The organism is Modicisalibacter coralii (assembly GCF_004117855.1).
Lineage (GTDB): Bacteria > Pseudomonadota > Gammaproteobacteria > Pseudomonadales > Halomonadaceae > Modicisalibacter > Modicisalibacter coralii.
The window spans coordinates 1-26024 of the sequence record NZ_QWBW01000017.1 but is presented as its reverse complement, the minus strand read 5'-3'; the positions used below and the strand labels follow the sequence as shown (position 1 = coordinate 26024).

Sequence of the window (26024 nt, the reverse complement as noted above, 5' to 3'; positions counted from 1 at the left end):
CGATGGCCGAACTGAACATGGCGGATGCGCTCAATCTGGCGCTGAGCCAGGAAATGGACAACGACGAGTCCGTGGTCGTGCTCGGCGAGGATGTCGGTGTCGACGGTGGGGTCTTTCGTATCACCGACGGCTTGCTGGCGCGTTACGGCGAACGGCGGGTGATCGATTCGCCGGTGGCCGAGACCGCGCTGACGGGCATCTCGGTGGGCATGGCGATCAATGGTCTAAAGCCGGTCTGCGAAATGCAGTTCTCGGGCTTCAGCTACCAGGGCTTTCACCAGATGGAAGCCCACGCCGCGCGCATGCGCTGGCGGAGTCGCGGCGGGCACAGCGTGCCGATGGTGCTGCGCATGCCCTATGGCGCCGGGGTGCATGCCCTCGAGCACCACTCCGAGAGCAAGGAGGTCTTCTATGCCCATACCCCGGGTCTGAAGATGGTCGTCCCCTCGACGCCGCGCAACGCCCGTGCGCTGCTGGTCAGTGCCATTCGCGACCCGGACCCGGTAGTGTTCTTCGAGCCCAAGGCCGTCTATCGGGCCTTTCGCGAGGAAGTGCCCGACGCGGAGGAGACCCTGCCGCTGGGCGAGTCGCGGACTGCCCGCGAAGGCGATGACCTGACCCTGATCAGCTACGGCGCGATGCTCCATCGGACCCTTCAGGCCGCCGATACCCTGGCCGAGGAGGACGGCATCGAGGCCGAGGTGATCGACCTGCTGAGCCTGTCGCCGCTCGATCACTCGCGATTCGCCGAATCCGCACGCCGCACCGGGCGGGTGGTCATCGTCCACGAAGCGCATCGCACCTATGGCCCGGCGGGCGAAATCATGGCCCGGCTGATCGAGGACGCCTTCTATTATCTCGAGGCCCCCGTGCGCCGCGTGACCGGCTTCGACACCATCGTACCGTTGTTCGCCCGGGAGCAGGATTATCTGCCGGATCAGCAACGCATCCTGGCAGCCGCCCGCGGCGTGTTGAACGATTGAGGACCAAGGGACCATGAGCGAAACGTTCAGATTTTCCGACCCTGGCGAGGGGCTCGAGGAAGCGGAAGTTCTCGAGATTCATGTCGGCGAGGGCGATCACGTCAACGACGGCGACACCGTGCTCACGGTGGAGACCGACAAGGCCGCCACGGATATCCCCGCGCCGTTCACCGGTACCGTCGAGACCGTGCATCCCGGCACCGGCGATCGCGTCCGGGTCGATGACGCGCTGATCACCTACCAACCCGACGGCGAGAAGGAAGAGGAAGCCACTGCCGACGAGTCACAGGACGAACAAGCGACGCAGGACCAGGAGGAGGATACGTCTTCTCGCGAGAGCGAAGACGAGACGCAGGAAGCCGATAGCGAGGCGTCGAAGAAAGATGACGCGGAGAGCGCTCAGGACGAGAGTGCCCAGGAAGACACGGGCTCTCGACAGGAGGGCGAAACGCGTTCCAACGGCAAGCATACCGATCGCCGCCAGCCGGTCCCCGCAGCGCCCAGCACACGGCGCATCGCCCGCGAGATGGGCGTCGACCTGCACGATGTCGAGCCCAGCGGCCCGCAGGGCCGGGTGACCGCGGACGATGTCGAGGCCGCGGCACAGGGAGAGCAGGGCGCAGCCGCCCGGGAGACGCTGTCGGCCGAACAGCCATCCCGGCAAGAATCCAGCGGGCTGCCGGACTTCTCGCGCTGGGGCGAGACCGAGCGCGAAGCGATGCGCTCGATCCGCCGCGCCACCGCCCAGCGGATGTCCCGGTCCTGGCAGGAGATCCCTCACGTCTATCATCAGGACGTGGCCGACATTACGGCCCTCGAACGGTTTCGTCGCGATTACGAACCCAGCGCCGAGAGCAACGGCGGCAAGTTCACCATGACCGTGCTGATGCTCAAGGCGATGGTCTACGCCTTGAAGCAGTTTCCCCGCTTCAACGCCAGCCTGGATGCCGAGAACGAGGAACTCGTCCTCAAGCGCTATTTCCATATCGGCGTGGCCGTGGCCACCGACCAGGGCCTGCTGGTGCCGGTGATTCGTGACGTCGATCGCAAGAACATGATCGAGCTGACCGCCGAGCTGAAAGCGATCATCGACAAGGCCAAGGCGGGGGAGCTGGCACGTGAGGACATGGAGGGCGGCTGCATGACCCTCACCAACCCCGGGCCGATGGGCGGGACCTCGTTGTCGCCGCTGATCAACCCGCCCGAAGTCGCCATCCTGGGCATGGGGCAGGCCAGACTCGAACCCGTGGTGCACGGCGACCTCGATGACTACGAGATCAAGCCGCGGCTGATGCTGCCGTTGTCGCTCGGCTTCGATCACCGCGCCAACGATGGCGCGGATGCCGCCAGCTTCGTGACCACGCTGATCGGCGCCCTCGAGGACCCACATTCGCTGCTGCTCAAGATCTGAGCCACGTTGCCGGAGGTAATGGACGACCATGGCAAGAAAGCACACATCTTCCAAGCTGCCCGACAGCACGCAGTTGGCCGTGATCGGCGGCGGGCCGGGCGGCTATGCCGCGGCCTTCGAGGCGGTCAAGCTGGGCCTGGACGTGACGCTGATCAACGACGAGACACCGGTCGGCGGCGTCTGCCTGCTGCGTGGCTGCATTCCTTCGAAGACCCTGCTCGAGGTCTCCGAGTTGATCCACGCCAGCGAATCCGCAGAGACCATGGGCCTGCGCTTCGCCAGGCCCGAGATCGATGCCGATGCGCTCCGTCAGTGGAAGCAGAAGGTGGTGAAGACGCTCACCGACGGGCTGGAAGGGCTGTGTCGGCAGCGCGGTGTGCGACTGGTCAGGGCCAGCGCGCGCCTTGCCGACGAGCAGAACCTGACCGTCGAAGGTAACGACGTCTCGGGCACGTTGCGCTTCGAGCAGGCGATCATCGCCAGCGGCTCGCGACCGGTCGCGCTGCCCGACGTGGATATCGCCGCGAGCCGGCGGATCATGGATTCCACCGATGCCCTGGAACTCGAGGAGATTCCCGACTCGTTGCTGGTCATCGGCGGCGGCTACGTCGGTCTGGAAATGGGCATGGTCTATCAGTCGCTGGGCAGTCAGGTGACCGTGGTGGAAATGGCCGAGCGCCTGATGCCCAATGCCGACGCGGATCTGGTCGAGCCGCTCGCCAGGACACTGGCGTCGCGTTTCAAGGCCGTGCACCTCGAGACCCAGGTCTCCGGGCTGCATGAAACGCAGCGCCAGGTAAGGGTCACGCTGGAGGACGCGGATGGCTCGCGCGATCACCGCTTCAGCCGGGTGCTGGTCGCGGTGGGCCGGCGTCCCAACAGCGATGGGCTGGATCTCGACAAGGCCGGCGTGCACTGTGATGACGCCGGCTTCATCGAGGTCGATGCGCAATGTCGCACCAACGTATCGCATATCCATGCGATCGGCGACGTCACCGGCGGCATGCTGCTGGCCCATGAAGCCATGCACCAGGGCAAGGTGGCGGCACGCGCCGCAGCCGGCGAAGCGGCGGCCTTCGACGCCCGCGCGGTGCCGGCCGTGGTGTATACCGTGCCGCAGATCGCCTGGTGCGGCCTGACCGAGACCCAGGCCCGCGACGAGGGCCGCGAGATCCAGGTGCTCAAGTTTCCCTGGCAGGCTGCCGGGCGCGCCTTGACGCTGCAGGCCGATGACGGCCTGACCAAGCTGATCGTCGAGCCTGGCAGTGGCCGGTTGCTGGGTGCCGGGATCGTCGGGCCCCAGGCGGAGTCGCTGATCGGCGAGGCCGTGCTGGCCATCGAGATGGGCGCCGTCGCCGAGGACCTGGCGTTGACCGTGCATCCGCATCCGACGCTGACCGAAACGCTCGGCGAGGCCGGCGAGCTGTTCCTCGGCGGCTCGACGCATTACGGCTGACCGAACGGGCTGAATGGGATTGGCGCACGCCGTCTTCCGGCCATGTGGCGAGTGACGATCACGTGGCCGGCATTGCCTGTCAGCCGGGTCCCAATGCGAACGGATACGCCGTGGGCGCGTGTCGCGATCGAATTACCGAGAACCGGTCGAGAACCGACTGACCTTGCCGATCCTTTGGTTCGCATAATCTATATTATGTTAAATAATGCATTTGGCGAGACATACGCGGTCGCGTCATTGCCTGGATCCTTGCCGTCTTCGCACTGTCACACCCGGCGCTTACGCTTTGTTTGAACATGTCTGCGCCCGCCCACACGGCGTTAACAGCTGACTGGGTCACCAGCCATCGCCGACCGTGTCCTCGGCGTTGATCGACGTTGGCGAGACGGGACTGGTCTTTGCTGCATGAACATCGCATGATGTGGCGTTTGTGTCATCGGTCGCGCCGCCGACGTCCGCACACCAAGAAAAACGCATTCATTCAGGAAGTTCCCCCATGAAGACCACCCTACGCATGATCGTCGTGATCGTCCTGCTGGCCATCGTTCTGGGGGGCATTTTCGGCTGGAAATACTGGCAGATGCAGCAGATGGGCCAGCAGATGGCTCAGGCCCAGCCGCCGGCGCCGGTCGAGGTCGTCGAGCTCGAAGCCCAACCCTGGCGACCGGCGTTGAAATCGGTGGGCTCGCTGCGGGCCATCAACGGCGTGGCGGTTTCCAACGAGGTGGCCGGTGTGGTCAGCAAGATCGCCTTCGAGTCCGGGCAGCGCGTCTCGCGGGGTGACGTGCTGATCCAGCTCGAGGACAGCGTCGACCAGGCGGCGCTGGCGGCGCTCCAGGCCCAGGCCCGTCTGGCCAACGAAACGTTCCGGCGCTATTCCGACCTGTTGCCGCGCAAGGCGATCTCGCAGTCACAGTACGACGAGGCGCGAGCCAACTATCAGGCGGCCCGCGCCGATGTCGCCCAGCAGCAGGCCCAGTTGAACAAGAAGACCATTCGCGCGCCCTTCGATGGCGTGGTCGGGCTGCGTCAGGTGGACATCGGCGAGTACATCGCCGTGGGCACGCCGATCGTCGATCTCAACATGCTCGACCCCATCTACGTCGACTACAGCGTCCCCGAGAAGCAGCTCGACCGCGTCCAGGCCAGCCGTGAGGTCGAGGTGCACGTGGCGGCGTTCCCGGATCGCGCCTTCACCGGCAAGATCGAAGCCGTGGCCCCGGCGGTGAATGAAAGCAGTCGGACACTGGCCGTGCGCGCCACACTGGACAACCCCGAGAATCGGCTCAGGCCCGGCATGTTCGCCGACGTGCGCACCCTCGCCCCGGATACCCAGCGCGTGCTGACCCTGCCGCGCACGGCGCTGGCCTTCAACACCTACGGCGACTACGTCTTCCGCGTGGTGGAAAACGATCAGGGACAGACCGTGGCCCAGCGCACCCAGGTGACCGCCGGGCGTGTCCGCGGTGACCAGGTGGAGATCGTCAAGGGCCTCGAGGTCGGTGCCCGCGTGGTGGCCGCCGGCCAGTTGCGCCTGCGCGACGGTCAGGCGATCAAGCCTGTTGACCAGGACGGTGACGGCAAGAGCGCGACGGCAGCCCAGCCCGGCGGTGATTCATCCGGCGAGGCAGCGTCCAGCGAGACGACGCCGGAGGCGCAGGGCTGATGAAGTCATTTACCGACCTGTTCATCCACCGGCCGGTCCTGGCCACCGTCATCAGCCTGCTGATCCTGCTGATGGGCCTGCGCTCCACGCTCGACATGGAGGTCCGCCAGTACCCCGAACTCGAGAGCACCGTGATCACGGTCACCACCAGCTATCCCGGTGCGAGTTCCGAACTGGTCCAGGGCTTCGTGACCACGCCGTTGCAGCAGGCGATCGCCGAGGCCGACGGCATCGACTACATCGATTCGAGCAGTATCCAGGGTTCCTCGACGATCGAGGTGCACATGATGCTCAACTACGATGCCAACGCCGCCCTGGCCGAGATCCAGGCCAAGGTCGCGAGTCAGCGCAGCGTACTCCCCGCCTCTGCCGAAAGTCCGGTGATCGAGTCGACGACCGGCGATTCCACCGCCCTGATGTACCTAGCCTTCTACTCCAACGAGATGCCGGTACCGCAGATCACCGACTATCTCACGCGGGTAGTCCAGCCCAAGCTCCAGGCGTTGCCCGGGGTCGCCAAGGCGCGACTCTACGGCCAGAGCTTCGCCATGCGCATCTGGCTCGACCCGCAGCGCATGGCCGCGCTCGGCGTCAGCCCGCAGGACGTCGTCGACGTCCTGCGCAACAACAACTATCAGGCCGGCGTCGGCAAGACCCGCAGCGAGTTCGTGGCGATCAACCTCACCGCGAGCACCGACGTCACCGATCCCGAACAGTTCGCCGACATGGTGGTTCGCAACGATGACGGCAACCTGATCCGTCTGCGCGACATCGCGCGCACCGACCTCGGCGCCGAAAGCTACGACAGCGTCGCCTGGTACAGCGGTACGCCCTCGACCTTCATGGCCATCGAACAGGCGCCCGGCGCCAATCCGCTGGACGTGGCCCGCGCCGTTCGCGAGGCGCTGCCGGAAATCCGCAGCCAGTTGCCCACCGGGCTCGACGTGGTACTGCCCTACGATGCCTCGGAATTCATCGAGGACTCGATCGACGAGGTGATCAAGACCCTCGCCGAGGCACTGATCATCGTGCTGGTGGTGATCTTCTTGTCGCTGGGCTCGTTTCGCGCCGCCCTGGTCCCCGCGGTGGCCGTGCCGCTGTCGCTGATCGGCGGCGCCTTCGTCATGCTGGTGCTGGGCTTCTCGCTCAACCTGCTGACGCTGTTGTCGATGGTGCTGGCGATCGGCCTGGTGGTGGACGACGCGATCATCATCGTCGAGAACGTCCATCGCCATATCGAGGCCGGCGAAACCCGTTTCCAGGCCGCCCTCAATGGCGCCCGCGAGATGGCCACGCCGATCATCGCCATGACCACCACCCTGGTGGCGGTCTATGCCCCCATCGGCTTCATGGGTGGCCTGGTCGGCTCGCTGTTCACCGAGTTCGCCTTCACCCTGGCCGGCGCCGTGATCGTCTCCGGCATCATCGCGCTGACGCTGTCGCCGATGCTCGCCGGCAAGGTGCTCAAGCCCCACGGCGATCCGTCGCGGTTCGAGGGGCTGGTCGAGCGTACCTTCAACGGCCTGGCCAACGGCTACCGTGCCCTGCTCTCACGGGCCCTGCAGACGGTCTCGGTGATCGTGGTCTTCGCCGCCGTGGTGCTGGTGTCGATCTATTTCATGTTCATCACCAGCCAGAACGAGCTGGCCCCCACCGAGGACCAGGGCATCATCTTCTTCCAGGGTACGGCGCCGCAGACCGCCACGCTGGATTACCTCAAGCGCTATGCCACGCAGATCCAGCAGGGCGTCGAGACCATCGATGGCTACGACGAGACCTTCATGATCCTCGGCGGCACCAGCGCCGACACGGTATTCGGCGGGTTCAAGATGAAGCCCTGGAGCCAGCGCGACGTCTCGCAGATGAGCGTGCTGCCCAACGTCCAGGCGGCGCTGTCCCAGGTCACCGGCCTGCAGACCGCCGCCTTCCCGCGCCCTTCCCTGCCCGGTTCCAGCGGCGGCCTGCCGGTGCAGTTCGTGATCACCACCGGCAACAGCTTCGAGGATCTCAGCGCCGCCGCCGACCAGCTGCTCGGCAAGGCCATGGCCAGCGGCAATTTCGCCTTCCTGCGCAAGTCGATCGATCTCGACCGGCCGGTCACTCATATCCAGGTCGACCGCGACCGGGTCGCCGACCTGGGGCTGTCGATGGCGGATGTCGGCCAGGCGCTGGCGACGCTGCTCGGCGAAGGCTTCGTCAACCGCTTCAGCATGGAAGGCCGCAGCTACAAGGTGATCCCCCAGGTCGAGCAGGCCTACCGTCTGGATAGCTCGATGATCGACAACTACTACATCGAGGCCGATTCCGGCGCTCAGGTGCCCTTGTCGAGCGTGGTGAGCTTCGAGCGTGGTGTCGAACCCTCCAAGCGCACCCAGTTCCAGCAACTCAATGCGATCACCCTGGAAGGCGTGCCGCGCCCCGGCGTGGCGCTCGGCGACGCTCTCGACTGGCTCAACCAGGCGGCCAGCGAGACCCTGCCCGCCGAGTATTCGATCGACTACACCGGTTCCTCGCGGCAGTTGATGAACCAGGGCAGCGCGCTGATGGTGACCTTCTTCCTCTCGCTGCTGGTGATCTATCTGGTGCTGGCGGCGCAGTTCGAGAGCTGGCGCGACCCGCTGATCATTCTGGTCTCGGTGCCCATGTCGATCGCCGGGGCGATGGCCTTCATCACGCTCGGGGTGTCGACGGTCAACATCTACACCCAGGTCGGGCTGATCACGCTGATCGGCGTGGTGGCCAAGAATGGCATCCTGATCGTCGAGTTCGCCAACACGCTGCAACACGACCGTGGCCTGAACAAGCGTGAGGCGGTCATCGAAGCGGCCTCGATTCGTCTGCGACCGATCATCATGACCTCGGTGGCACTGATCGTCGCCATGTTCCCGCTGTTGATCGCCACCGGCGCCGGGGCGGTCAGCCGCTTCGACATCGGCCTGACCATCGCCGCGGGGCTGGGCATTGGCACGCTGTTCACGCTGTTCGTGCTGCCGGCCTTCTATCTGCTGCTGGCCCGCGATCACAACGCCGCACGGGACGCCGGAGCCGCCGATCCCGAGGGTTCCAGCGCGGGTCACGGCTGACCGGCGTGGACAGGGGCGATGGCGCTCCTTATCATCGTTCGGCATTTTGAGACCCCGTGCCGTCGGTCGCCAGCGACCGACGGCCCCGACACGGTCGACAAGGATCCCCGTCATGCCGATTCGACACTCGAGGCCGGCGATCGCCGCCGGCCTGCTCTTGCTACTGGGGGGCTGCGCCCTGCCGGCTTCCCAGGATCCGCGCCTCGACACGCTGCTGACCACGTCGCGCTTCGATGACCGCATCGCCGAACTCGAGAACACCCTGGCCGCGCAGTGTGCGGTCGACGCCGCCCGTCGCGACGACACGGGACAGCGTCTGGCCGTCCTGCAGGGCGATGTCCGGGCGGCGACCTTGCAGCTCAAGGCACTGCGCGGCGATCTCCAGCAACGCGATAGCGAGCCCGCCATCAAGGTCCCCGACTGCCCGACCAGCGTGGATCCGTCCCTCGAGAACATGGAAGTCGTGGGGCGCAGTGAATGGGTCGGCTTCCCGACCCTCGGCACCTACCTCAAGGCGCGCCTGGACACCGGGGCCAATACCGGCTCGCTGTCGGCCCGCGACATCACCGAGTTCGAGCGCGACGGCGAGGACTGGGTGCGCTTCAAGCTGGCGCTCGAGGACGACGCCGTCGTCGTCGACAGCGTCCGCGATCGATGGATCGAGGCGGAGATCACGCGCCGGGTGCGGATCATCCAGGCCTCCGGCGAGGAAAGCCGACCGGTGATCAGCCTGCTGATGCGCCTGGGTCCGATCAAGCAGAACGTCGAGTTCACCCTCAACGACCGTACCCACCTCACCTATCCGGTACTCCTGGGGCGGCGCTTCATGCGGGACATCGTCGTCGTCGACGTTGCCCGGCACTATCTCTACGACCGTCCCGAATACCCCGGTGGGGCCCCCGCCTCCGCGGCCGCCAGGGACGAGGCCACCGATAACGACGACGACGAATAAGGAACGCGCATGTCCCGTCTGCCCTTCTATCTGCTGGTCGGCGTATTGCTGGTGACCGGCGTCGCCGTCACGCTCTACCGCCACATCGCCTTCGAGGTTCCCTGGACACCGGGTGAACAGCGTCAGGTCTGGGAGATCGAGGCCCAGGTCAATTTCGTCGCCGATGGCGGCCCGGCCAAGATCGACCTTGCCCTGCCCACGCACCAGCAGGGGTTTCGCGTGCTGACCGAGAACACCGCCTCGTCGGGTTACGGCCTGTCGTTTCTCGACGACCAGGGGGCGCGGCGCGCGCAGTGGGCGATCCGTGAGGCGACGGGCACGCAACGCCTCTATTATTCGGTACAGTTGCTCGTCGCGCCGGGGGCCAAGGCGCCGCCGGCGGTGCCTCCCGAGGTCCCCCGGGACGTCGCCTGGGAGCGGCCCTACGATACGGCGGCCCGCGCGATCATCGCGCGCTCCCATCAGCGTTCCGCCGATCCGTTCACCTTCGCGCGTGAACTGGTCGGCCGTTTCAGCGACGACGACGCCGGCGAGAATGCCCGCCTGTTGCTGACCCAGTATCCGCGCCCCGAATTGCTGGTCCGCCTGCTCAATCAGGCCGGTGTGCCGGCCCGCGTGGTCAACGGCCTGATGCTCGAGGATGGCCGACGGCGACAGTCGTTGACGCCCTGGGTCCAGGTCTTCGAGAACGACCGATCGATGCTGATCGATCCGGTCACCGGCGAGCAGGGGCGGCCCGACAACCTGTTGCTGTGGGGCGCCGGCGGACAGTCGGTTCTCGAGGTCGAGGGCGGCAGCCGCTCGCAGGTGACGTTCTCGATGATCCGCCACAACGAGCCCGCGGCGGTGGCGGTACGCAATCAGCTCGCCGAGGATACGCTGCTCAACTTCTCGATCCACAGTCTGCCGCTCGAGGAGCAATCGCTGTTCAAGACCATCCTGCTGATTCCCATCGGGGCGCTGGTGGTGGTGCTGTTGCGCGTACTGATCGGCATCAAGACGTCCGGCACCTTCATGCCGGTGCTGATCGCCCTGGCCTTCATCCAGACCACCCTGTTCACCGGGCTGATCGGGTTCCTGCTGGTGGTGGCCGTGGGGCTGGTGATCCGCAGTTACCTGTCGCACCTCAATCTATTGCTGGTGGCCCGGGTCTCGGCAGTGATCATCACGGTGATCGCGATCATCTCGCTGTTCTCGGTGCTCGCCTATCGACTGGGACTCAATGCCGGGCTGACCATCACCTTCTTCCCGATGATCATTCTCAGCTGGACCATCGAACGGATGTCGATCCTCTGGGAGGAAGAAGGCCCCAAGGAGGTACTGATCCAGGGTGGCGGCAGCCTGCTGACCGCGGTGCTCGCCTATCTGGCGATGAACAATCCGTGGATTCGCCACCTCACCTTCAATTTCCTCGGCGTGCAGCTGATTCTCATGGCGCTGATCCTGAACCGCCGCAACATCCGTTACATCGGCCGCTACAACGACCGCAGCCGCTATCCGCTGGTCGACGACAAGCTCAAGACCAAGCTGCTGGCCCAGCAGCATGGCATCACCACCCCGGCGCTGATCGGCACCGTCACCACCCAGTTCGATGTCAAGCGCGTGGCCGCCATGGTCGACGCCCACCCCGGCTTCGTCATCAAGCCGGCCAAGGGCAGCGGCGGCAAGGGCATTCTGGTGATCGAGCATCACGATGGCGACGGCTACATCAAGCCCAGCGGCCACCGTCTGCAGCGCGAGGACCTGGAGCGCCACGTGTCCAACATCCTGTCGGGGTTGTATTCGCTGGGCGGCACGCCGGACGTGGCCCTGGTCGAGTCGCTGATCGCCTTCGACGAGACGCTGTCGGCCTATACCTACGAGGGGGTGCCGGATGTCCGGGTCATCGTCTTCAAGGGCTATCCGGTCATGGCCATGATGCGGCTTTCCACCGCCGCCTCCGACGGCAAGGCCAACCTGCACCAGGGGGCCGTCGGCGTGGGCCTGGACATCGCCTCGGGCCTGGCGCTGCGCGGCGTCCAGCACGACCGCCCACGCAGCGATCATCCCGATACCGGTCATGACCTGGCCAGCCTGCGCGTGCCCGCCTGGGACACCCTGCTGAACCTGGCGGCCAGCTGCTACGAAATGACCGGCCTCGGCTATCTGGGCACCGACATGGTTCTCGATCGTCATCACGGGCCGATGTTGCTGGAGCTCAACGCCCGCCCCGGCCTGGCCATCCAGATGACCAACGGCGAGGGGTTGCGACCCCGGCTGGATCTGGTCGAGCGTCAGCCCGACGGCAAGAGCGTCGCCGAACGCGTGGCCTTCGCCCAGACGCACTTCGCCCGCCGCGGCGAACTCCAGGCGGCATCGTGACGGCAGGCGTCTGGCCGCCCATCGGCCGGACGCGTAGAATGGAGGCTCCACGGATATCGATACCCGCTTCATGCCCGATACGCAGACCCTCACCCAGCAGGCCGAACGCCAGTGCCAGCGCCGCGGCGTGCGCTTCACGCCGATCCGGCGGCGCGTGCTGGAAATGATCGCCGCCGCGCCCGGCGGCCTGAAGGCCTATGACCTGCTCGACAAGCTGGCTGCCGAGCACGGGGCCGCCCGCCCACCGACGGTCTATCGGGCGCTGGATTTCCTGATCGAGCAGGGGCTGGTGCATCGCATCGAATCGCTGAATGCTTACGTTGCCTGCTCCTGCCCCGAGCATCGCCACGGCTTCCAGTTGCTGATCTGCCGCCATTGCGGTCGCGTCGAGGAGCTGCATCTCGACGAGGTCAGTGCCCAGCTCAGCGCCCGCGCGGCGAACATGGGCTTTCAGGTCGAACGTCAGACCATCGAGCTGCTCGGCGCCTGCGACGCCTGCCGTGCGACGTCGGCCGTGGCCTCTTCCTGAAACGTCCCTTCCCGACCCACTGACTCCACGAGCCCGGTTACCATGACGACCCTGTTCAAGACCCTCGAGTCCGCCGAGCGCGGCACGACCCGTTCCACCAACGCCCTGCTCGACGCCGTGCGCTGGAACGACGATGGCCTGGTCCCCGTCATCGCCCAGCAGCACGACAGCGGCGAGGTATTGATGATGGCCTGGATGAACCGCCTGGCCCTCGAGGAAACCCTGACCACTGGCTGGGTCTGCTACTGGTCGCGCTCGCGGAGCAAACTGTGGCGCAAGGGCGAAACCTCGGGACAGTTGCAGCGGCTGGAATCGGCGCACTTCGATTGCGACGGCGATACCCTGCTGGTGAAAGTCGATCAGCAGGGGCCAGCCTGCCACACCGGCCGGCGTAGCTGTTTCTACATCGCTCTGGGGGCCGAACGCGGCGAGGTCGATGCCGATGCCCTCGTCGATCCCGGCGAACTGTATGGCCAATCGCGCTGACGGTCTCTTTGCACGACCGGTGCGACGCCTGGCGATAGCGCCACTGGTCGCGCTGATCAAGGGCTATCAACTGCTGATCAGCCCCCTGCTTGGCCCGCGCTGCCGCTTCTGGCCGAGTTGTTCGCACTACGCCCTCGAGGCGCTGCGCTGTCACGGCCTCCGGCGCGGTGGCTGGCTGGCCGTGAAACGTATTCTGCGCTGCCATCCCGCTTCGCCCGGCGGCCTCGACCCGGTTCCGGGCGGCCCCAGCGAGCAGCTGTGCCGCGACGACCCGGAACTCGACGAGACCTGTTGCCGGGCGTCGGCTTCACGGCTGTCGAATGCGCCGCGTCGGCCATAGGCCCGACCGCACGGCGCCGCGATCAGGCGGCCGTTTCCGCCTCGGCGACGGCATAGATGCGCTTGAGCATGGCGTGCAGGCCGTTGGAACGGGTCGGCGACAGATGCTTGTCGAGGCCCAGTTCCTCCAGAAAGCTGGGTTGCGTGGCGACGATCTCCGCCGGCGAGCGATCGTTGTAGATGCGCATCAGCACGGCGATCAGACCGGAGACGATGGCGGCATCCGAGGTCGCCTGGAAATGCAGCGTATCGCCCTGACGCTGGTGATGGATCCAGACGTTGGACTGGCAACCGTGGATCTTGGTCTCCGGCGTCTTGAGCGCCTCGGGGAACGCCGGCAACTGCTTGCCCATGTCGATGATGTACTGGTAGCGGTCCATCCAGTTGTCGAAGATGTCGAATTCCTCGATCAGTTCCGCCTGGGCTTGCTGGGCAGTCATGGTCTCTCCTCGTTGCTCGATGTCGGCATTATAACGACTCGCCCCCCTCGTCGTCCGCCCGCCGCGTGCCATCGAGGCGGTGGATGGCCACCTGCTGCTGCCACTCCTCGGCTTCGGCGTGAAGATAGCGCGCCGTGGTGTCGAGTCGCGAGTGGCGTGCGGTCCGGGCGAGAAAGCGCAGCTCGACGCCGGCCTGGGCCTGATGGGTGAGCGCGGTATGGCGCAGCCAGTGCGGGGTGGCCCGGGCGAGCTGTTCGACGAGATGTGGCGGCAGTTGGTGCCCCGCCGGATCGTCGGCCAGATCCCGGGCCGCTTCGTGAAAGGTCGTCTTGATCAACCGATAGAGCTGGTTGTCGCCGAGCCCGCGCCTGCCATCCAGGGCGCGGATCACCGGCGTCGCTTCGCTGCTATCGGGTAGCGCGACAAGCCCCAGACTGCGGCGCCATTCAGCGAGCAGTCGCATCATGTCGTCGGGCACCGGGATGCTCGCGAGCTTGGCGCCCTTCCCCGTCACCCGCCACCACCAGCCTCCCTCGCGATACGTGAAGTCCCGCATGCGCGCCTGAGCCATTTCGCCGATGCGTGGCGCCAGGAGATAGGCAAAGCCGAAGATCAGCCGCCGCCGCTGCCAGAGGTGCCGTTCACGGGGCGTGGCCTGGTCGTCGGGCGGTCGGTTCAGCCAGCGCCACAGCCACTCCCAGACCGGGCGTTCCAGGTAGCGCTCGATGCCCGGCTGGCGGTTGTCGAGACGCCGACGCTTGTCGCGCATCAGCCGGAACGGGTTGTGGGCGACCCAGCCGGCCTCGTTCAGCCAGGCGAACAGCCCCTGCAGGATCACCAGGCTCTGGCGGCGGCTCGCGGCCGACAGCGGCCGGCGGAACGGCCGCCACCCGGGGTGGTCACGCGGACGCGGCGGCCCGATCCAGCGTTCGACCGGCCGCGGATCGGTGAGAAAGGCCTCGAAGCGCTGCAGTACCGAGCGATCGACCTGGCCGAGGGTGAGCGCCTGCTCGTCCAGCCACAGCAGCAGCCGTTCGGCCTCCTTGCGATAGGCCCGCCACGTCTGCGGCGTGGCGGTGTACTCGTCGAGCCACAGGGCCACCGCTTCCACGTCGTTGTCGGCGGCGATATGGACGTGATCCGGCGCCGTGACGGGACCTGAATCGAGCGCCACCAGGGGCGCGCTGGTGGCGGCCTCCAGCGGCGGGTTGCCGCCCGGGACCGGCGCCGCCTCTTCCGGCGCTGCCCGTGCTTGCGGGGGCGCGTCACCGTCGCTCCACCCCGCCGTGATGTCTCGGCTGTCCATGCTCCCCCTTTCGCTGGCATCCCACCTGGCGGGAGATTGTCCCGGGCATGGCGCCAATAATCAAGATAAGCCGCGTAATCATGAATTTTTAATCCGCTTAATACGTAATTATCCATATTACGTAATATGTAAAAAGCTGACGATCGTGCCCTTCTGGGCTAGAATCGCTGTCTCGAGCAAGCGCTCCCAGGTGACCAAGGAGGCAGTCATGGCGCGCAGTGGCGTGCAGTACGAGGATGTTCGACGGGCCATCGATACCCTCTTGCAGCGTGGCGAAACGCCGGGCGTTCAGAAGGTACGCGAGGTGCTGGGCACGGGCAGTTTCACCACCATCAGCGATCACCTGCGCGAATGGCGCGCGCAGCGCGAGGAGAATCGCGATCAGCCACCCGCCCGGGCGATCCCCGAGCCCGTCGAGGCGTTGATGCAGGCGCTCTGGGAGCAGGCGCAGCAGAGCGCCGTCGAGGGGCTGGCCCACTATCGCGAGGAAGCGGATCGTGCCATCGAACAGGCGCGCGCCGAGGCGGAGCGCGCCCGACGGGAGGCCGAGGACGCCCGCCAGCGGGAGGCCGCGCTCAACGAGCATCTGGTGGCGACCCAGGCGCAGTTGCAGGAATCCAGCGCCCGCCTTGCGCGACTGGAAGCTGCCCTCGAGGGGGCCGAACAGCGTGAGACTCAGCTCGTGCAGCAACGGGACGCGGCCCACGAGCGGCTGACCCGCCTGCAGGCCGATAACGAGCGCCTGGTGGACGCCCATCAGAGCGCGCTGGCGGAGAAGGAGGCGGAATGGCGCCAACAACTGACCCAGGAGGAGCAGCGCAACGAAGCCGCCGAGGCACGCCTGATGACGCTGCTCGACGATGCGCGTCAGGAACGCCAGCGCAGCGAGAAGCAGTTCAACCAGCGGCTGGAAGCGCTCGAAACGCGGCTACGCGAGAGCGATCAGACGTTGCAGGCGGTACGTGGCGAGCTCGCCGAGGAACAGGCGACACACCGTGAGGCCCAGTGGGCACTCAAGCAGGCGGAATCGGCCCGGGAGGACGGCGAACGCCGGGAGGCACGGCTGGCGGCGGAACTGGCCGACAGCGAACGCGCGCGGGACGAGGCCCGCGATCGCCAGCGCGACCTCGAGGCGCGGGTGGCACGAGCGCCCCTGCCGCCCTTCGTCTATTGAGCGCGCCGCCCGCGGGGAGCGGGTTCACACGATAAAGGGCCGCCCCGATGTCCGGAGCGGCCCTTTTCATGTGTTCGATGCAATGTGTTCGGCGCAATGCGCCCGAGGCGTCGCCCGGGCCTCAGAGGTCAGCGATAGTAGGCGTTGGTGGTGTCGGTATGGTCGGTCACGTCGCGGATCCCGGCCAGCTCGGGAATGCGCTCGACCAGGGTCTTCTCGACGCCCTCCTTGAGGGTCAGGTCGACCGCGGCACAGCCCTGGCACCCCCCGCCGAACTGCAGCACGGCGAAGTTCTCGTCGGTGAGCTGGATCAGCCGCACCTCGCCGCCGTGTGCCGCCAGGCCGGGGTTGATCTCGCTGTAGAGGATGTAGTTGATGCGATCCTCGAGGGGGCTGTCGGCGTTGACCTTGGGCATCTTGGCATTGGGCGCCTTGATGGTCAGCTGACCGCCCATGCGGTCGGCATTGAAGTCGACCACGGCCTCTTCGAGAAACGGCACGCTGTGGGTATCGACGAACACCTTGATCTTGTCGAGCGTCATCGTCTCGTCGGTGGGCTCTTCCTCGCCGGGGCGGCAATACGCCAGACAGGTCTCGGCGTAGGGCGTGCCCGGCTGGGTGATGAAGATACGCACGGCGATACCGTCGACGTTCTGCTTGGCCAGCAGCTCGGCCAGGTAGTCCTGTGCGCTGTCGGTGATCTGGATGCTCTCGCTCATCGTTTCGGTCCGTCAGGGAAATGCAGGTTTTATGCAATGGTAAGAAAAAACCGCCCACGGCACAATCCTGAGTGAAATACTGGGTTTTGTCGCGGGATCCCCGCCAGCGGCGCGTTTCTGGTAGCATATTCGACCCTCGTCGGGCGTGTTTGCCGGGCGGCGGGCCGCCGCTTGCCGCGATCCGCATTGGCCACCGACATAACGACATCGCTGGAGACACCTGCCGACCATGGCTGCCGATACGCTTCTTTCGTCGCTTCCGCCTTCGCTCGCCGCCTGCCTCCCCGAGACGCTGGCACGGAGTCTCGAACGCCGCATCCTGCTCCTCGATGGTGGCATGGGGACCATGCTGCAGAACGCCCGACTCAGCGAGGCGGCGTTTCGCGGCGAGCGTTTCGCCGACTGGCCGACCCAGCTCCAGGGCAACAACGACCTGCTGGCGCTGACCCAGCCGGAGCTGGTGTGTCGCATCCATCGCGACTATCTCGAGGCCGGCGCCGACATCGTCGAGACCAATACCTTCAACAGCACGCGCCTGTCGCAGTCCGACTACGGCATGGAGGATCTGGTCGTCGAGCTCAATCGCGAGTCGGCGCGCCTGGCCCGCACGGTGTGCGATGCGGTCGGCGCGGAGACCGGCGTGCCGCGTTATGTCGCCGGGGTGCTGGGACCGACCAGCCGCACGGCCTCGCTGTCGCCGGACGTCAACGACCCGGCCAAGCGCAACGTCACCTTCGACGCCCTGCGCGAGAACTACTACGAGGCCGCCGAGGCGCTGATCGACGGCGGCGTCGATATGATCCTCATCGAGACGATCTTCGACACCCTCAACGCCAAGGCGGCGATCTACGCCCTCGAGGAGCTGTTCGCGGCGCGCGGTGCGCGGCTGCCGGTCATGATCTCGGGGACCATCACCGACGCCTCGGGTCGCACCCTGTCGGGCCAGACCACCGAGGCGTTCTGGAACTCGATCCGTCACGCCCGGCCGCTGTCGGTGGGCCTGAACTGCGCGCTGGGGGCGGCCGAACTGCGCCCTTACCTGGAAGAGCTCTCCGCCAAGGCCGACACCCTGGTCTCGGCCCACCCCAACGCCGGGCTGCCCAATGAGTTCGGCGAGTACGACCAGACCCCCGAGGAGATGGCGGCGATCGTCGGCGAGTTCGCCGAGAGCGGCCTGTTCAACGTCATCGGCGGCTGCTGCGGCACCACGCCGGAGCACATCGCCGCGATCCGCGATGCCGTCGAGGGCGTGACGCCACGACGCATCCCCGAACGCCCGGCCGCCTGCCGGCTGTCCGGTCTCGAGCCGTTCAACATCGAAGCCGACTCGCTGTTCGTCAACGTCGGCGAGCGTACCAACGTCACCGGCTCGGCACGCTTCAAGCGGCTGATCAAGGAAGAGGACTTCACCACCGCCCTGGAAGTCGCCCTGGAACAGGTCGAGAACGGCGCCCAGGTGATCGACATCAACATGGACGAGGGGATGCTCGACTCCCAGGAGGCGATGGTCCACTTCCTCAACCTGGTCGCCTCGGAACCGGACATCGCCCGCGTGCCGATCATGATCGACTCGTCCAAGTGGCCGATCATCGAGGCCGGCCTCAAGTGCATCCAGGGCAAGGCCGTGGTCAACTCGATCTCGCTCAAGGAGGGGGAAGACGCCTTCCGCGAGCAGGCCCTGGCCTGCCGGCGCTTCGGGGCGGCGATCGTGGTGATGGCCTTCGACGAGAGCGGCCAAGCCGACAGCCTCGCGAGGAAGACCGAGATCTGCGAGCGTGCCTATCGGCTGCTGGTCGACGAGATCGGCTTCCCCGCCGAGGATATCATCTTCGACCCCAACATCTTCGCCATCGCCACCGGCATCGAGGAGCACGACAACTACGCCGTCGACTTCATCGAGGCGACCCGCTGGATCACCGGCCACCTGCCCCACGCCATGGTTTCCGGCGGGGTCTCCAACGTGTCGTTCTCGTTCCGCGGCAACAATACGGTGCGCGAGGCGATCCACTCGGTGTTCCTCTATCACGCCATCCAGGCCGGGCTGACCATGGGCATCGTCAATGCCGGCCAGCTGGCGGTCTACGACGACCTGCCCGGGGAATTGCGCGAGGCGGTCGAGGACGTGGTGCTCAACCGCCGCGCGGACGCCACCGAGCGGCTGCTCGAACTCGCCGAGCGCTACAAGGATGACGGGAGTGGCGCGACCAGGAAGGAAGACCTCGAGTGGCGCGGCTGGGAGGTCGAGAAACGCATCGAGCATGCCCTGGTCAAGGGCATCACCAGTTACATCGAGGAAGACACCGAACTCGCCCGGCAACGCGCCGAGCGCCCCATCGAGGTGATCGAGGGGCCGCTGATGGACGGCATGAACGTGGTCGGCGACCTGTTCGGCGCCGGCAAGATGTTCCTGCCCCAGGTGGTCAAGTCGGCCCGGGTGATGAAGCAGGCGGTGGCCTACCTGATCCCCTACATCGAGGCCGAGAAGAGCGGCGAGACCCAGGCCAAGGGCAAGATCGTCATGGCCACCGTCAAGGGCGACGTCCACGACATCGGCAAGAACATCGTCGGCGTCGTGCTGCAGTGCAACAACTACGAGGTGATCGACCTCGGCGTGATGGTGCCGGCCGAGAAGATCCTGCAGACCGCCCGCGACGAGAACGCCGACATCATCGGCCTGTCGGGCCTGATCACGCCGTCGCTGGACGAGATGGTCCATGTTGCCAAGGAGATGCAGCGCCAGGGCTTCGACATCCCGCTGCTGATCGGCGGCGCGACCACCTCCAAGGCGCACACCGCGGTCAAGATCGAGCCGGGCTACGAGCACCCGGTGATCTACGTCACCGATGCGTCGCGCGCCGTGGGCGTGGCCGGTCGGCTGCTCTCGGCCGGGCTCAAGGCGGACTATGTCGCCGAGATCCGCGCCGAGTACGAAAAGGTCCGCGAGCGCAACGCCAGGCGCCGGCCCAAGGCCGCGGATCTCGGCTACGCCGAGGCCCGCGAGCGGCGCTTCCAGCCCGACTGGGCGGATTACACGCCGCCCGAGCCGACCTTCACCGGTCTCAAGGTGTTCGACGACTACGACCTCGAGGAACTGGTCGAGCGGATCGACTGGACGCCCTTCTTCCTCAGCTGGCAGCTCTCCGGCAAGTACCCCAGGATCCTCGACGACGAGGTGGTCGGCGAGGCGGCGCGCACCCTGTTCGCCGAGGCTCAGGCCATGCTGCGCAAGCTGATCGACGAGAAGCATCTCACCGCGCGCGGGGTGATCGGCCTGTGGCCGGCCAACTGCGTCGACGACGACGTGATCGAAGTGTATGCCGACGAGCGGCGTGAAACCGTCGTCGAGCGGCTCTTCCATATCCGCCAGCAGACCACCAGGAACCGCGACGGCGTGTGCTACAGCCTGGCCGACTTCATCGCGCCTCGTTATGAGACGAGTGGCAAGAAGTCCGGCAAGGCCGACTGGATCGGCGGCTTCGCGGTGACCACCGGCCACGGCGCCGATGAACTCGCCGCCCGCTACGAGGCGGCCGGCGACGACTACAACGCGATCATGGTCAAGGCGCTGGCCGACCGACTCGCGGAAGCCTTCGCCGAACGCATGCACGAGCGGGTGCGCAAGGAGTTCTGGGGTTACGTGCCCGACGAGACCCTCGACAACGATCAATTGATCGCCGAGAAGTATCAGGGCATCCGGCCGGCGCCAGGGTATCCGGCCTGCCCCGACCATACCGAGAAGGCCACGCTGTTCCGCCTGCTCGACGCCACGGCCAACACCGGGCTCGAGCTCACCGAAAGTTTCGCCATGTGGCCGGCGGCGGCGGTCTCCGGCTGGTATTTCGCACACCCGCAGTCGAAGTATTTCTCCACCGGCAAGATCACCCGCGATCAGGTCGAGGTCCTGGCCGAACGCAAGGGCATGCCGCTGGGCGAGCTGGAACGCTGGCTGTCGCCGGTGCTGGGCTACGATCCGGACTGAATGGTCGACGTTGCCCGCAGCCGCGCCATCCTCAGGCTGGCGCTGCCGATCATCGGCGGCATGCTCTCCCAGAGCCTGATGAACCTGGTGGATGCCGCCTTCGTCGGTACCCTGGGCGAGGTCCCGCTGGCCGGTGTGGGGCTGGGTGGCTACGCCATGTTCCTGGTCACCGCCGTGGTTCTGGGGCTGTCGTCCGGGGTCCAGGCGCAGACCGCGCGGCGTCACGGCGAGTCGGCTGGAGCCGGGCTCGCCCAGCCGCTGCAGGCGGGGCTGCTCATCGCCCTGGCCGTGGCGCTGCCGCTGAGTCTCGTGTGTGTCTGGCAGGCCCCGCAACTGCTCGGCCTGATGACGCCCGCCCCCGAAGTCAACGAGGTCGCCGCGGGCTATTTCCGCTGGCGGGTCGCCGCCCTGGTGCCGATCGCCCTGATCGTCTGCTTTCGCGGCTACTGGAACGGTATTCAGCAGGCGCACGTCTACCTGCGCATCATCCTGATCACCCAGGCACTCAACGTGGCGATCAGCGCCGGTCTGGTCTTCGGTCTGGCGGGGCTGCCGGCGATGGGCGCCTCCGGCGCCGGTGCCGGCTCCGCCGCGGCAGTGTACCTGGGGGTGCTGCTGTGGGCCGCCCAGACCTGGCGACACCTGCCCGGCGATCGTCGCGGCGGGCATCGGCGCTGGCCGCCACGGCGGGTCTTCGCGACCACCCTGCGCCTGGCCGCGCCGCACTCCTTCCAGCAACTGTGGTTCGCCGGCGGTTACGCCGTGCTGTTCTGGATTCTCGCCCACATAGGCACCGCCAGCGTCGCCGTGGGACACGTGCTGGTCAACCTGTCGTTGCTGTTGATTCTGCCCGGCGTGGGTCTGGGGCTGGCCGCCATGAGCCTGGTGGGTCAGGCGCTGGGCCGGGAGACGCCGGACGACGCCCATCGCTGGGGCTGGGACGTGGTGCGCCTGGCCTGGCTGAGCCTGACGCTGCTCGCCTTGCCGATGCTGCTGTTCCCCGCCGAGGTGCTCGGCCTGTTCCTGCCCGGCAGCTTGGTCGAGATGGGGCGTGTCCCGTTACAATTGACGGCGTTGATGATCGTGCTCGACGCCGCGGCCATCGTGCTCGCCCAGGCATTGCTGGGGGCCGGCGCCAATCGCACCGTCATGCTGCTGACGCTGGCCCTGCAATGGCTGCTGTTCCTGCCGCTGGCCTGGTGGGTCGGCGTGGTCCAGGGCTACGGCCTGCTCGGCATCTGGTGGGCCCAGCTGGGCTATCGCGGGCTCAATTCCTTGATCTTCGCGCGGGTCTGGCAGCGTCGACGCTGGCAGCGCCTGGCGGTATGAGCGACGCGGCCGGTTCGAATGCCTTACGCTTTGTCTGAAAAATGTCTGCGCTCGCCCATATAGCGTTAAAAATTGACTCAAAATGCTCATTTACGGCTTGTAAACTGCGCTTTTTCGTCAATTTTTGCCTTGTCTGGCCATCGCTCGCCGACTTTTCAGACAGAGCTTAATAACTTCAAAATCAAAAAGTATGCCTATTTATTCTTTCATAGAATAAATGGAACGGAGTATGGTCTGTGCCAACGGCACGGATCCCATTTCGCCCTGACTAGCAGGACATATCCGGTATGTATCGGTACGACACCTACGATCAGACGCTCGTCGACGAGCGCGTCGCCCAGTTCCGTGACCAGATGGATCGCTATCTGGCCGGGCGCCTGGGCGAGGACGAGTTCCGTCCGCTGCGCTTGCAGAACGGGCTCTACATCCAGCGCCATGCGCCGATGCTGCGCATCGCGATCCCCTACGGCATGCTCTCCAGCCAGCAGCTGCGCGCCCTGGCCGACATCACCCGCCGCTACGACCGCGGCTACGGCCACTTCACCACGCGGCAGAACCTGCAGCTGAACTGGCCGAAGCTCGAGGACGTGCCGGACATCCTCGGCGAGCTGGCCAAGGTGCAGATGCACGCCATTCAGACCAGCGGCAACTGCATCCGCAACACCACCAGCGACCAGTTCGCGGGGATCGCCGGCGACGAGATCGAGGACCCGCGCCCGTGGTGCGAGCTGATCCGCCAGTGGTCGACCCTGCACCCGGAATTCGCCTACCTGCCGCGCAAGTTCAAGATCGCGGTGACCGGCGCCGATCACGACCGCGCGGCCATTCAGGTCCACGACATCGGGCTGCGCCTGTGGCGCAACGAGGCCGGCGAACTGCGTGTGCGGGTCCTGGCCGGTGGCGGCATGGGCCGCACGCCGATGATCGGCGACGTGGTCCGCGAGGACCTGCCCTGGCAGCACCTGCTGACCTACCTGGAAGCCTGCGTCAGGGTCTACAACCAGTTCGGGCGCCGCGACAACAAGTTCAAGGCGCGCATCAAGATCCTGGTCAAGGCGCTGGGCATCGAGGAGTATCGCCGGCGTGTCGAGGACGAGTGGGCGCACCTCAAGGACGGCCCGCAGACGCTGACCGAGAGCGCGGTCGAATCTGCCAGGGCGCATTTCCCCGAGCCGGATCGCCGCCCGGTCGACGAGGCGGCGATCGCCGGCTACGAGCAACTGCGGCGTGACGATCGCGCCTTCGCGCGCTTCGTCACCAACAACGTGACCGACCACGTGGTGCCCGGCTACAAGGCCGTGACGCTGTCGCTCAAGCGCCGCGAGCACGCCCCGGGGGACGTCACCGCCGACCAGATGGAGGCGATCGCCGATCTCGCCGATGCCTTCAGCTTCGGCGAGATGCGCGTCACCCACGAGCAGAACGTGGTGCTTTCCGACGTGCCGGTCGACGAGATCCAGGCGCTGTGGCACAACCTCCAGGAACTGGGCATGGCCAACCCCACGGTGGGCACGCTCAACGACCTGATCTGCTGCCCCGGCGGCGACTACTGCGCGCTGGCCAACGCCGTGTCGATCCCCATCGCCCAGGCGATCCAGGAGCGCTTCGAGGACCTCGACTTTCTCTACGACCTGGGTCCGCTGGATCTCAACATCTCCGGCTGCATGAACGCCTGCGGTCACCATCACGTCGGCAACATCGGCATCCTCGGCGTCGACAAGAAGGGCGAGGAGTACTACCAGATTTCGCTGGGCGGCAACGCCCGCGACGATGCCTCGCTGGGCAAGATTCTCGGCCCCTCCTTCTACCGCGAGGACGTCCCCGAGGTGATCGACAAGGTGTTGCAGGTCTACCTCGCCCAGCGCCACGAGGACGAGCGTTTTCTCGATACCTACCGTCGCATCGGCATCAAGCCGTTCAAGGAGCGTGTCTATGCCTGATACCAGCCTGATCAAGCTCGGCCGACCCGAGCAGGACACCTGGGCGCTGTCACGCGATGACCAGACGCTGCCCGAGGAGCGCCCGACCATCGTGCCCCTGGCGCTGTGGCAGGCACACCGTGACGAGCCGCAGCTGGCGCCCTGGCTGCCCAGCGACACGGAACTCGACGCCGAGCTGGCCGAACAGCTCCGCCAGGCGCCCCTGGTGGCGATCGACTTCCCCGCCTTCACCGATGGCCGCGGCTATTCGCTGGCCCGGCTGCTGCGCGAGCGGTATGGGTACAGCGGCGAGATCCGCGCGATCGGCGATGTGCTGGTCGACCAGCTGTTCTACATGACGCGTTGCGGCTTCGACGCCCTGGCGCTGCGCGAGGACCAGCGCCTCGACGACGCCCTGCGCGCGCTGGGCGCCTTCAGCGTCAGCTATCAGCCCGCGGTGGACGTCAAGGAGGCGCTCTTCGAGCGGCGCCTGCGCGAGACCGCCTGACCCCCGCCCCGTCGACACGGCGCCGCCTTCGGGTGGCGCCGTGTCGCATTCAACCCCGCCGCTTCTGCTGGCGTTCGCGGTTGAGTGCCCGGGCACGCAGCGACTTGCGCAGCATTACGTAGGTCGCGCCCAGCCCGCCGTGAAACGACTGGGCGGAGACATAGGCCTGAACCTCGTCGAACTGGGTGAGCCACTTGGCGACGTAGGAGCGCACCACGTTGGCGTGGCTGTCCAGCGCCTTGCCGCGACCATGCACGATCAGCAGGCAGCGCAGGTCGTGGTCGATGCCCTCGCGGATGAAGCGAAAGAGTTCCCGGCGACATTCGCGGACCGGCTGCTTGATCAGGTGCAACCGGGCCTCCGGCGGGTAACCGCCCTGTCGCAAGCGGTCGGCGACCCCGGTCTGCACGCCGGGGCGGCGATATTCGATGGGGTCGTTGTGGGGGATCAGGTCGACGAATTCCTCGCTGAGGAAGTTGGCGACCTCCTCCTGCGCTTCGGCGCTGGCCCGGCGGGCCAGTTGCGCCTCGTTGGGCGGGCGCGAGGTCGGCGCGACGTCGGCCTTGTCCCGGCCCTTGGTCAGCGGGCGCACCTGATTTCCCATCAATGCCTCGAAATCGGCATCCGCGTCCTGGTGACGATTCATGGCTACGCCCTCCGTGGTGGTCATGACTCGATGGTAGCAAAGCTCTCTGTCCGGACTTAAGACGCAACGTCCCCTGGCTGACACCGCTGGGCAGCCACCCGTGGCTTGTGGCAAGGTCTCGGGTTCGTTGCGACACGCGAGAGTTTCGATGAAACGACTGAGCTGGGTACCCACGGCCCTGCTGGCCGCGCCGCTGGCGGCCATCGTCTATCTGTGGTTCACCTTCGCCAGCCCTTATGGCTATCAGCGGCCTGCCGACCTGGAACCGATCGCGCCGGGCGAGCATGCCGTCTTCGTCTACGGCACACTGCGCTACGGCGTGGTGCGCTGGCTGGTCTACGGCCGCTGGGGCGACCCCGAGCCCGGCGTGCTCGACGATCACCAGCGCGACGGCCTGGACGTCGAACCCCAGCCCGGCGCCCGAGTGCCCGGCCTGGTGCTCACGGTCGATGCCGAGGAACTGGCGCAGCTCGACCGCTATGAACACCTGGGCGTGCGCTATCGTCGGATACAGACCACCCTGGCCGATGGCCGGCGCGTATGGCTTTACGACCGGCTGACGCCCCCTGAATCCTGAGCGGGACGGCCATGCGTTGTGGCCCTTCGGCCGCCCCCGTAGAATGGACGGCATCATCAACCCTTGAAAATCAAGGAGTCGGCGTGTCCGCTCTGACGCTCTATCACAACCCGCGCTGCTCGAAATCCCGCGACGCCCTCAAGCTGCTCGAGGCGCGCGGC

At 66.5% G+C, this 26024-nt stretch carries 20 protein-coding genes and 1 pseudogene; 17 read left to right on the top strand and 4 right to left on the bottom strand.

The genetic code is table 11. The features are described 5' to 3' along the window. Nucleotides 1–2 precede the first annotated feature (2 nt). The 11 genes and pseudogenes from D0901_RS21105 (at nucleotide 3) to yidD (ending at nucleotide 13267) form a co-directional block, all read left to right on the top strand. Nucleotides 3–983 (top strand): alpha-ketoacid dehydrogenase subunit beta, encoded by a 981-nt coding sequence (locus D0901_RS21105; protein WP_203234853.1) that lies wholly within the window; start codon nucleotides 3–5, stop codon nucleotides 981–983. Between the two features lie 13 nt (nucleotides 984–996). Continuing rightward, the gene (locus D0901_RS10805) at nucleotides 997–2394 is read left to right on the top strand and encodes a dihydrolipoamide acetyltransferase family protein (protein ID WP_129140316.1); all 1398 of its coding nucleotides are present in this window, start codon (nucleotides 997–999) and stop codon (nucleotides 2392–2394) included. A gap of 28 nt (nucleotides 2395–2422) precedes the next feature. Further along, entirely contained in the window at nucleotides 2423–3850 is a 1428-nt protein-coding gene (lpdA, locus tag D0901_RS10800; protein WP_129140315.1) for a dihydrolipoyl dehydrogenase, read from the top strand. A gap of 496 nt (nucleotides 3851–4346) precedes the next feature. Beyond that, entirely contained in the window at nucleotides 4347–5516 is a 1170-nt protein-coding gene (locus tag D0901_RS10795) for an efflux RND transporter periplasmic adaptor subunit (RefSeq protein WP_129140314.1), read from the top strand. Continuing rightward, entirely contained in the window at nucleotides 5516–8599 is a 3084-nt protein-coding gene (locus D0901_RS10790; protein WP_129140313.1) for an efflux RND transporter permease subunit, read from the top strand. Before D0901_RS10795 ends, D0901_RS10790 begins: the two co-directional genes overlap by 1 nt. Nucleotides 8600–8711: 112 nt before the next feature. Next, entirely contained in the window at nucleotides 8712–9551 is an 840-nt protein-coding gene (locus D0901_RS10785; RefSeq protein ID WP_129140312.1) for an ATP-dependent zinc protease family protein, read from the top strand. A gap of 9 nt (nucleotides 9552–9560) precedes the next feature. After that, nucleotides 9561–10985, top strand: a pseudogene (locus tag D0901_RS21265) (inactive transglutaminase family protein); the annotation flags it as partial. Further along, entirely contained in the window at nucleotides 10983–11912 is a 930-nt protein-coding gene (locus D0901_RS21260) for an alpha-L-glutamate ligase-like protein (RefSeq protein WP_233440402.1), read from the top strand. The pseudogene D0901_RS21265 and the gene D0901_RS21260, both read left to right, overlap by 3 nt. A gap of 70 nt (nucleotides 11913–11982) precedes the next feature. Next, nucleotides 11983–12441, top strand: coding sequence for a transcriptional repressor (locus D0901_RS10775; protein WP_129140310.1), 459 nt, complete (start codon nucleotides 11983–11985; stop codon nucleotides 12439–12441). Between the two features lie 42 nt (nucleotides 12442–12483). Next, a complete protein-coding gene (gene hisI, locus D0901_RS10770) occupies nucleotides 12484–12927 on the top strand; it encodes a phosphoribosyl-AMP cyclohydrolase (RefSeq protein WP_129140309.1) in 444 nt (147 codons plus the stop codon). Beyond that, entirely contained in the window at nucleotides 12911–13267 is a 357-nt protein-coding gene (gene yidD / locus D0901_RS10765; protein ID WP_129140308.1) for a membrane protein insertion efficiency factor YidD, read from the top strand. The genes hisI and yidD overlap by 17 nt, the downstream gene beginning before the upstream one ends. A gap of 22 nt (nucleotides 13268–13289) precedes the next feature. On the opposite strand, the gene D0901_RS10760 is transcribed toward yidD, so the two are convergent. Both D0901_RS10760 and D0901_RS10755 read right to left on the bottom strand, forming a co-directional pair. Then, nucleotides 13290–13706: a SufE family protein gene (locus D0901_RS10760; RefSeq protein ID WP_129140307.1), complete on the bottom strand. Its 417-nt coding sequence runs from the start codon at nucleotides 13704–13706 to the stop codon at nucleotides 13290–13292. A 28-nt stretch (nucleotides 13707–13734) separates the two neighbouring features. After that, nucleotides 13735–15012 carry a tyrosine-type recombinase/integrase gene (locus D0901_RS10755; protein ID WP_129140306.1) on the bottom strand — a complete coding sequence of 426 codons (1278 nt, stop codon included), beginning with the start codon at nucleotides 15010–15012 and terminating at the stop codon, nucleotides 13735–13737. Between the two features lie 208 nt (nucleotides 15013–15220). On the opposite strand from D0901_RS10755, the gene D0901_RS10750 reads away from it, so the two are divergent. Next, nucleotides 15221–16186: a DNA-binding protein gene (locus D0901_RS10750; protein WP_162500856.1), complete on the top strand. Its 966-nt coding sequence runs from the start codon at nucleotides 15221–15223 to the stop codon at nucleotides 16184–16186. Nucleotides 16187–16314: 128 nt separating this feature from the next. Here D0901_RS10750 and nfuA read toward each other — a convergent pair whose 3' ends face one another. Then, nucleotides 16315–16905 carry a Fe-S biogenesis protein NfuA gene (nfuA, locus tag D0901_RS10745; protein ID WP_129140304.1) on the bottom strand — a complete coding sequence of 197 codons (591 nt, stop codon included), beginning with the start codon at nucleotides 16903–16905 and terminating at the stop codon, nucleotides 16315–16317. Nucleotides 16906–17134: 229 nt separating this feature from the next. On the opposite strand from nfuA, the gene metH reads away from it, so the two are divergent. The 4 genes from metH (at nucleotide 17135) to D0901_RS10725 (ending at nucleotide 24640) form a co-directional block, all read left to right on the top strand. Then, on the top strand, nucleotides 17135–20884 hold the full coding sequence (gene metH, locus D0901_RS10740; RefSeq protein WP_129140303.1) for a methionine synthase: 3750 nt from the start codon (nucleotides 17135–17137) through the stop codon (nucleotides 20882–20884). Next, on the top strand, nucleotides 20885–22213 hold the full coding sequence (locus tag D0901_RS10735; protein WP_129140302.1) for an MATE family efflux transporter: 1329 nt from the start codon (nucleotides 20885–20887) through the stop codon (nucleotides 22211–22213). 287 nt (nucleotides 22214–22500) lie between these two features. Next, complete coding sequence (locus D0901_RS10730; protein ID WP_129140301.1) at nucleotides 22501–24153, top strand: nitrite/sulfite reductase; 1653 nt, start codon at nucleotides 22501–22503, stop codon at nucleotides 24151–24153. Further along, on the top strand, nucleotides 24146–24640 hold the full coding sequence (locus D0901_RS10725) for a DUF934 domain-containing protein (protein WP_129140300.1): 495 nt from the start codon (nucleotides 24146–24148) through the stop codon (nucleotides 24638–24640). Before D0901_RS10730 ends, D0901_RS10725 begins: the two co-directional genes overlap by 8 nt. A 49-nt stretch (nucleotides 24641–24689) precedes the next feature. Here the strand turns inward: D0901_RS10725 and smrA are convergent, their stop codons facing one another. Next, entirely contained in the window at nucleotides 24690–25286 is a 597-nt protein-coding gene (gene smrA / locus D0901_RS10720; RefSeq protein ID WP_129140299.1) for a DNA endonuclease SmrA, read from the bottom strand. A gap of 148 nt (nucleotides 25287–25434) precedes the next feature. Here smrA and D0901_RS10715 point away from each other — a divergent pair, with 148 nt between their 5' ends. Beyond that, nucleotides 25435–25863, top strand: coding sequence for a gamma-glutamylcyclotransferase family protein (locus D0901_RS10715; RefSeq protein ID WP_129140298.1), 429 nt, complete (start codon nucleotides 25435–25437; stop codon nucleotides 25861–25863). Nucleotides 25864–26024: the final 161 nt, after the last annotated feature.

Excerpts from the sequence above, each read along its gene's own strand:
- smrA (WP_129140299.1), bottom strand. The coding sequence starts at position 25,286 with ATGAATCGTCACCAGGACGCGGATGCCGATTTCGAGGCATTGATGGGA.
- D0901_RS10750 (WP_162500856.1), top strand. The coding sequence starts at position 15,221 with ATGGCGCGCAGTGGCGTGCAGTACGAGGATGTTCGACGGGCCATCGAT.
- nfuA (WP_129140304.1), bottom strand. The coding sequence starts at position 16,905 with ATGAGCGAGAGCATCCAGATCACCGACAGCGCACAGGACTACCTGGCC.
- D0901_RS10790 (WP_129140313.1), top strand. The coding sequence starts at position 5,516 with ATGAAGTCATTTACCGACCTGTTCATCCACCGGCCGGTCCTGGCCACC.
- D0901_RS21260 (WP_233440402.1), top strand. The coding sequence starts at position 10,983 with ATGGCGCTGATCCTGAACCGCCGCAACATCCGTTACATCGGCCGCTAC.
- D0901_RS10735 (WP_129140302.1), top strand. The coding sequence starts at position 20,885 with ATGGTCGACGTTGCCCGCAGCCGCGCCATCCTCAGGCTGGCGCTGCCG.
- D0901_RS10755 (WP_129140306.1), bottom strand. The coding sequence starts at position 15,012 with ATGGACAGCCGAGACATCACGGCGGGGTGGAGCGACGGTGACGCGCCC.
- D0901_RS21105 (WP_203234853.1), top strand. The coding sequence starts at position 3 with ATGGCCGAACTGAACATGGCGGATGCGCTCAATCTGGCGCTGAGCCAG.
- yidD (WP_129140308.1), top strand. The coding sequence starts at position 12,911 with ATGGCCAATCGCGCTGACGGTCTCTTTGCACGACCGGTGCGACGCCTG.
- D0901_RS10795 (WP_129140314.1), top strand. The coding sequence starts at position 4,347 with ATGAAGACCACCCTACGCATGATCGTCGTGATCGTCCTGCTGGCCATC.
- D0901_RS10785 (WP_129140312.1), top strand. The coding sequence starts at position 8,712 with ATGCCGATTCGACACTCGAGGCCGGCGATCGCCGCCGGCCTGCTCTTG.
- D0901_RS10730 (WP_129140301.1), top strand. The coding sequence starts at position 22,501 with ATGTATCGGTACGACACCTACGATCAGACGCTCGTCGACGAGCGCGTC.
- D0901_RS10805 (WP_129140316.1), top strand. The coding sequence starts at position 997 with ATGAGCGAAACGTTCAGATTTTCCGACCCTGGCGAGGGGCTCGAGGAA.
- D0901_RS10715 (WP_129140298.1), top strand. The coding sequence starts at position 25,435 with ATGAAACGACTGAGCTGGGTACCCACGGCCCTGCTGGCCGCGCCGCTG.
- hisI (WP_129140309.1), top strand. The coding sequence starts at position 12,484 with ATGACGACCCTGTTCAAGACCCTCGAGTCCGCCGAGCGCGGCACGACC.
- metH (WP_129140303.1), top strand. The coding sequence starts at position 17,135 with ATGGCTGCCGATACGCTTCTTTCGTCGCTTCCGCCTTCGCTCGCCGCC.
- lpdA (WP_129140315.1), top strand. The coding sequence starts at position 2,423 with ATGGCAAGAAAGCACACATCTTCCAAGCTGCCCGACAGCACGCAGTTG.
- D0901_RS10775 (WP_129140310.1), top strand. The coding sequence starts at position 11,983 with ATGCCCGATACGCAGACCCTCACCCAGCAGGCCGAACGCCAGTGCCAG.
- D0901_RS10725 (WP_129140300.1), top strand. The coding sequence starts at position 24,146 with ATGCCTGATACCAGCCTGATCAAGCTCGGCCGACCCGAGCAGGACACC.
- D0901_RS10760 (WP_129140307.1), bottom strand. The coding sequence starts at position 13,706 with ATGACTGCCCAGCAAGCCCAGGCGGAACTGATCGAGGAATTCGACATC.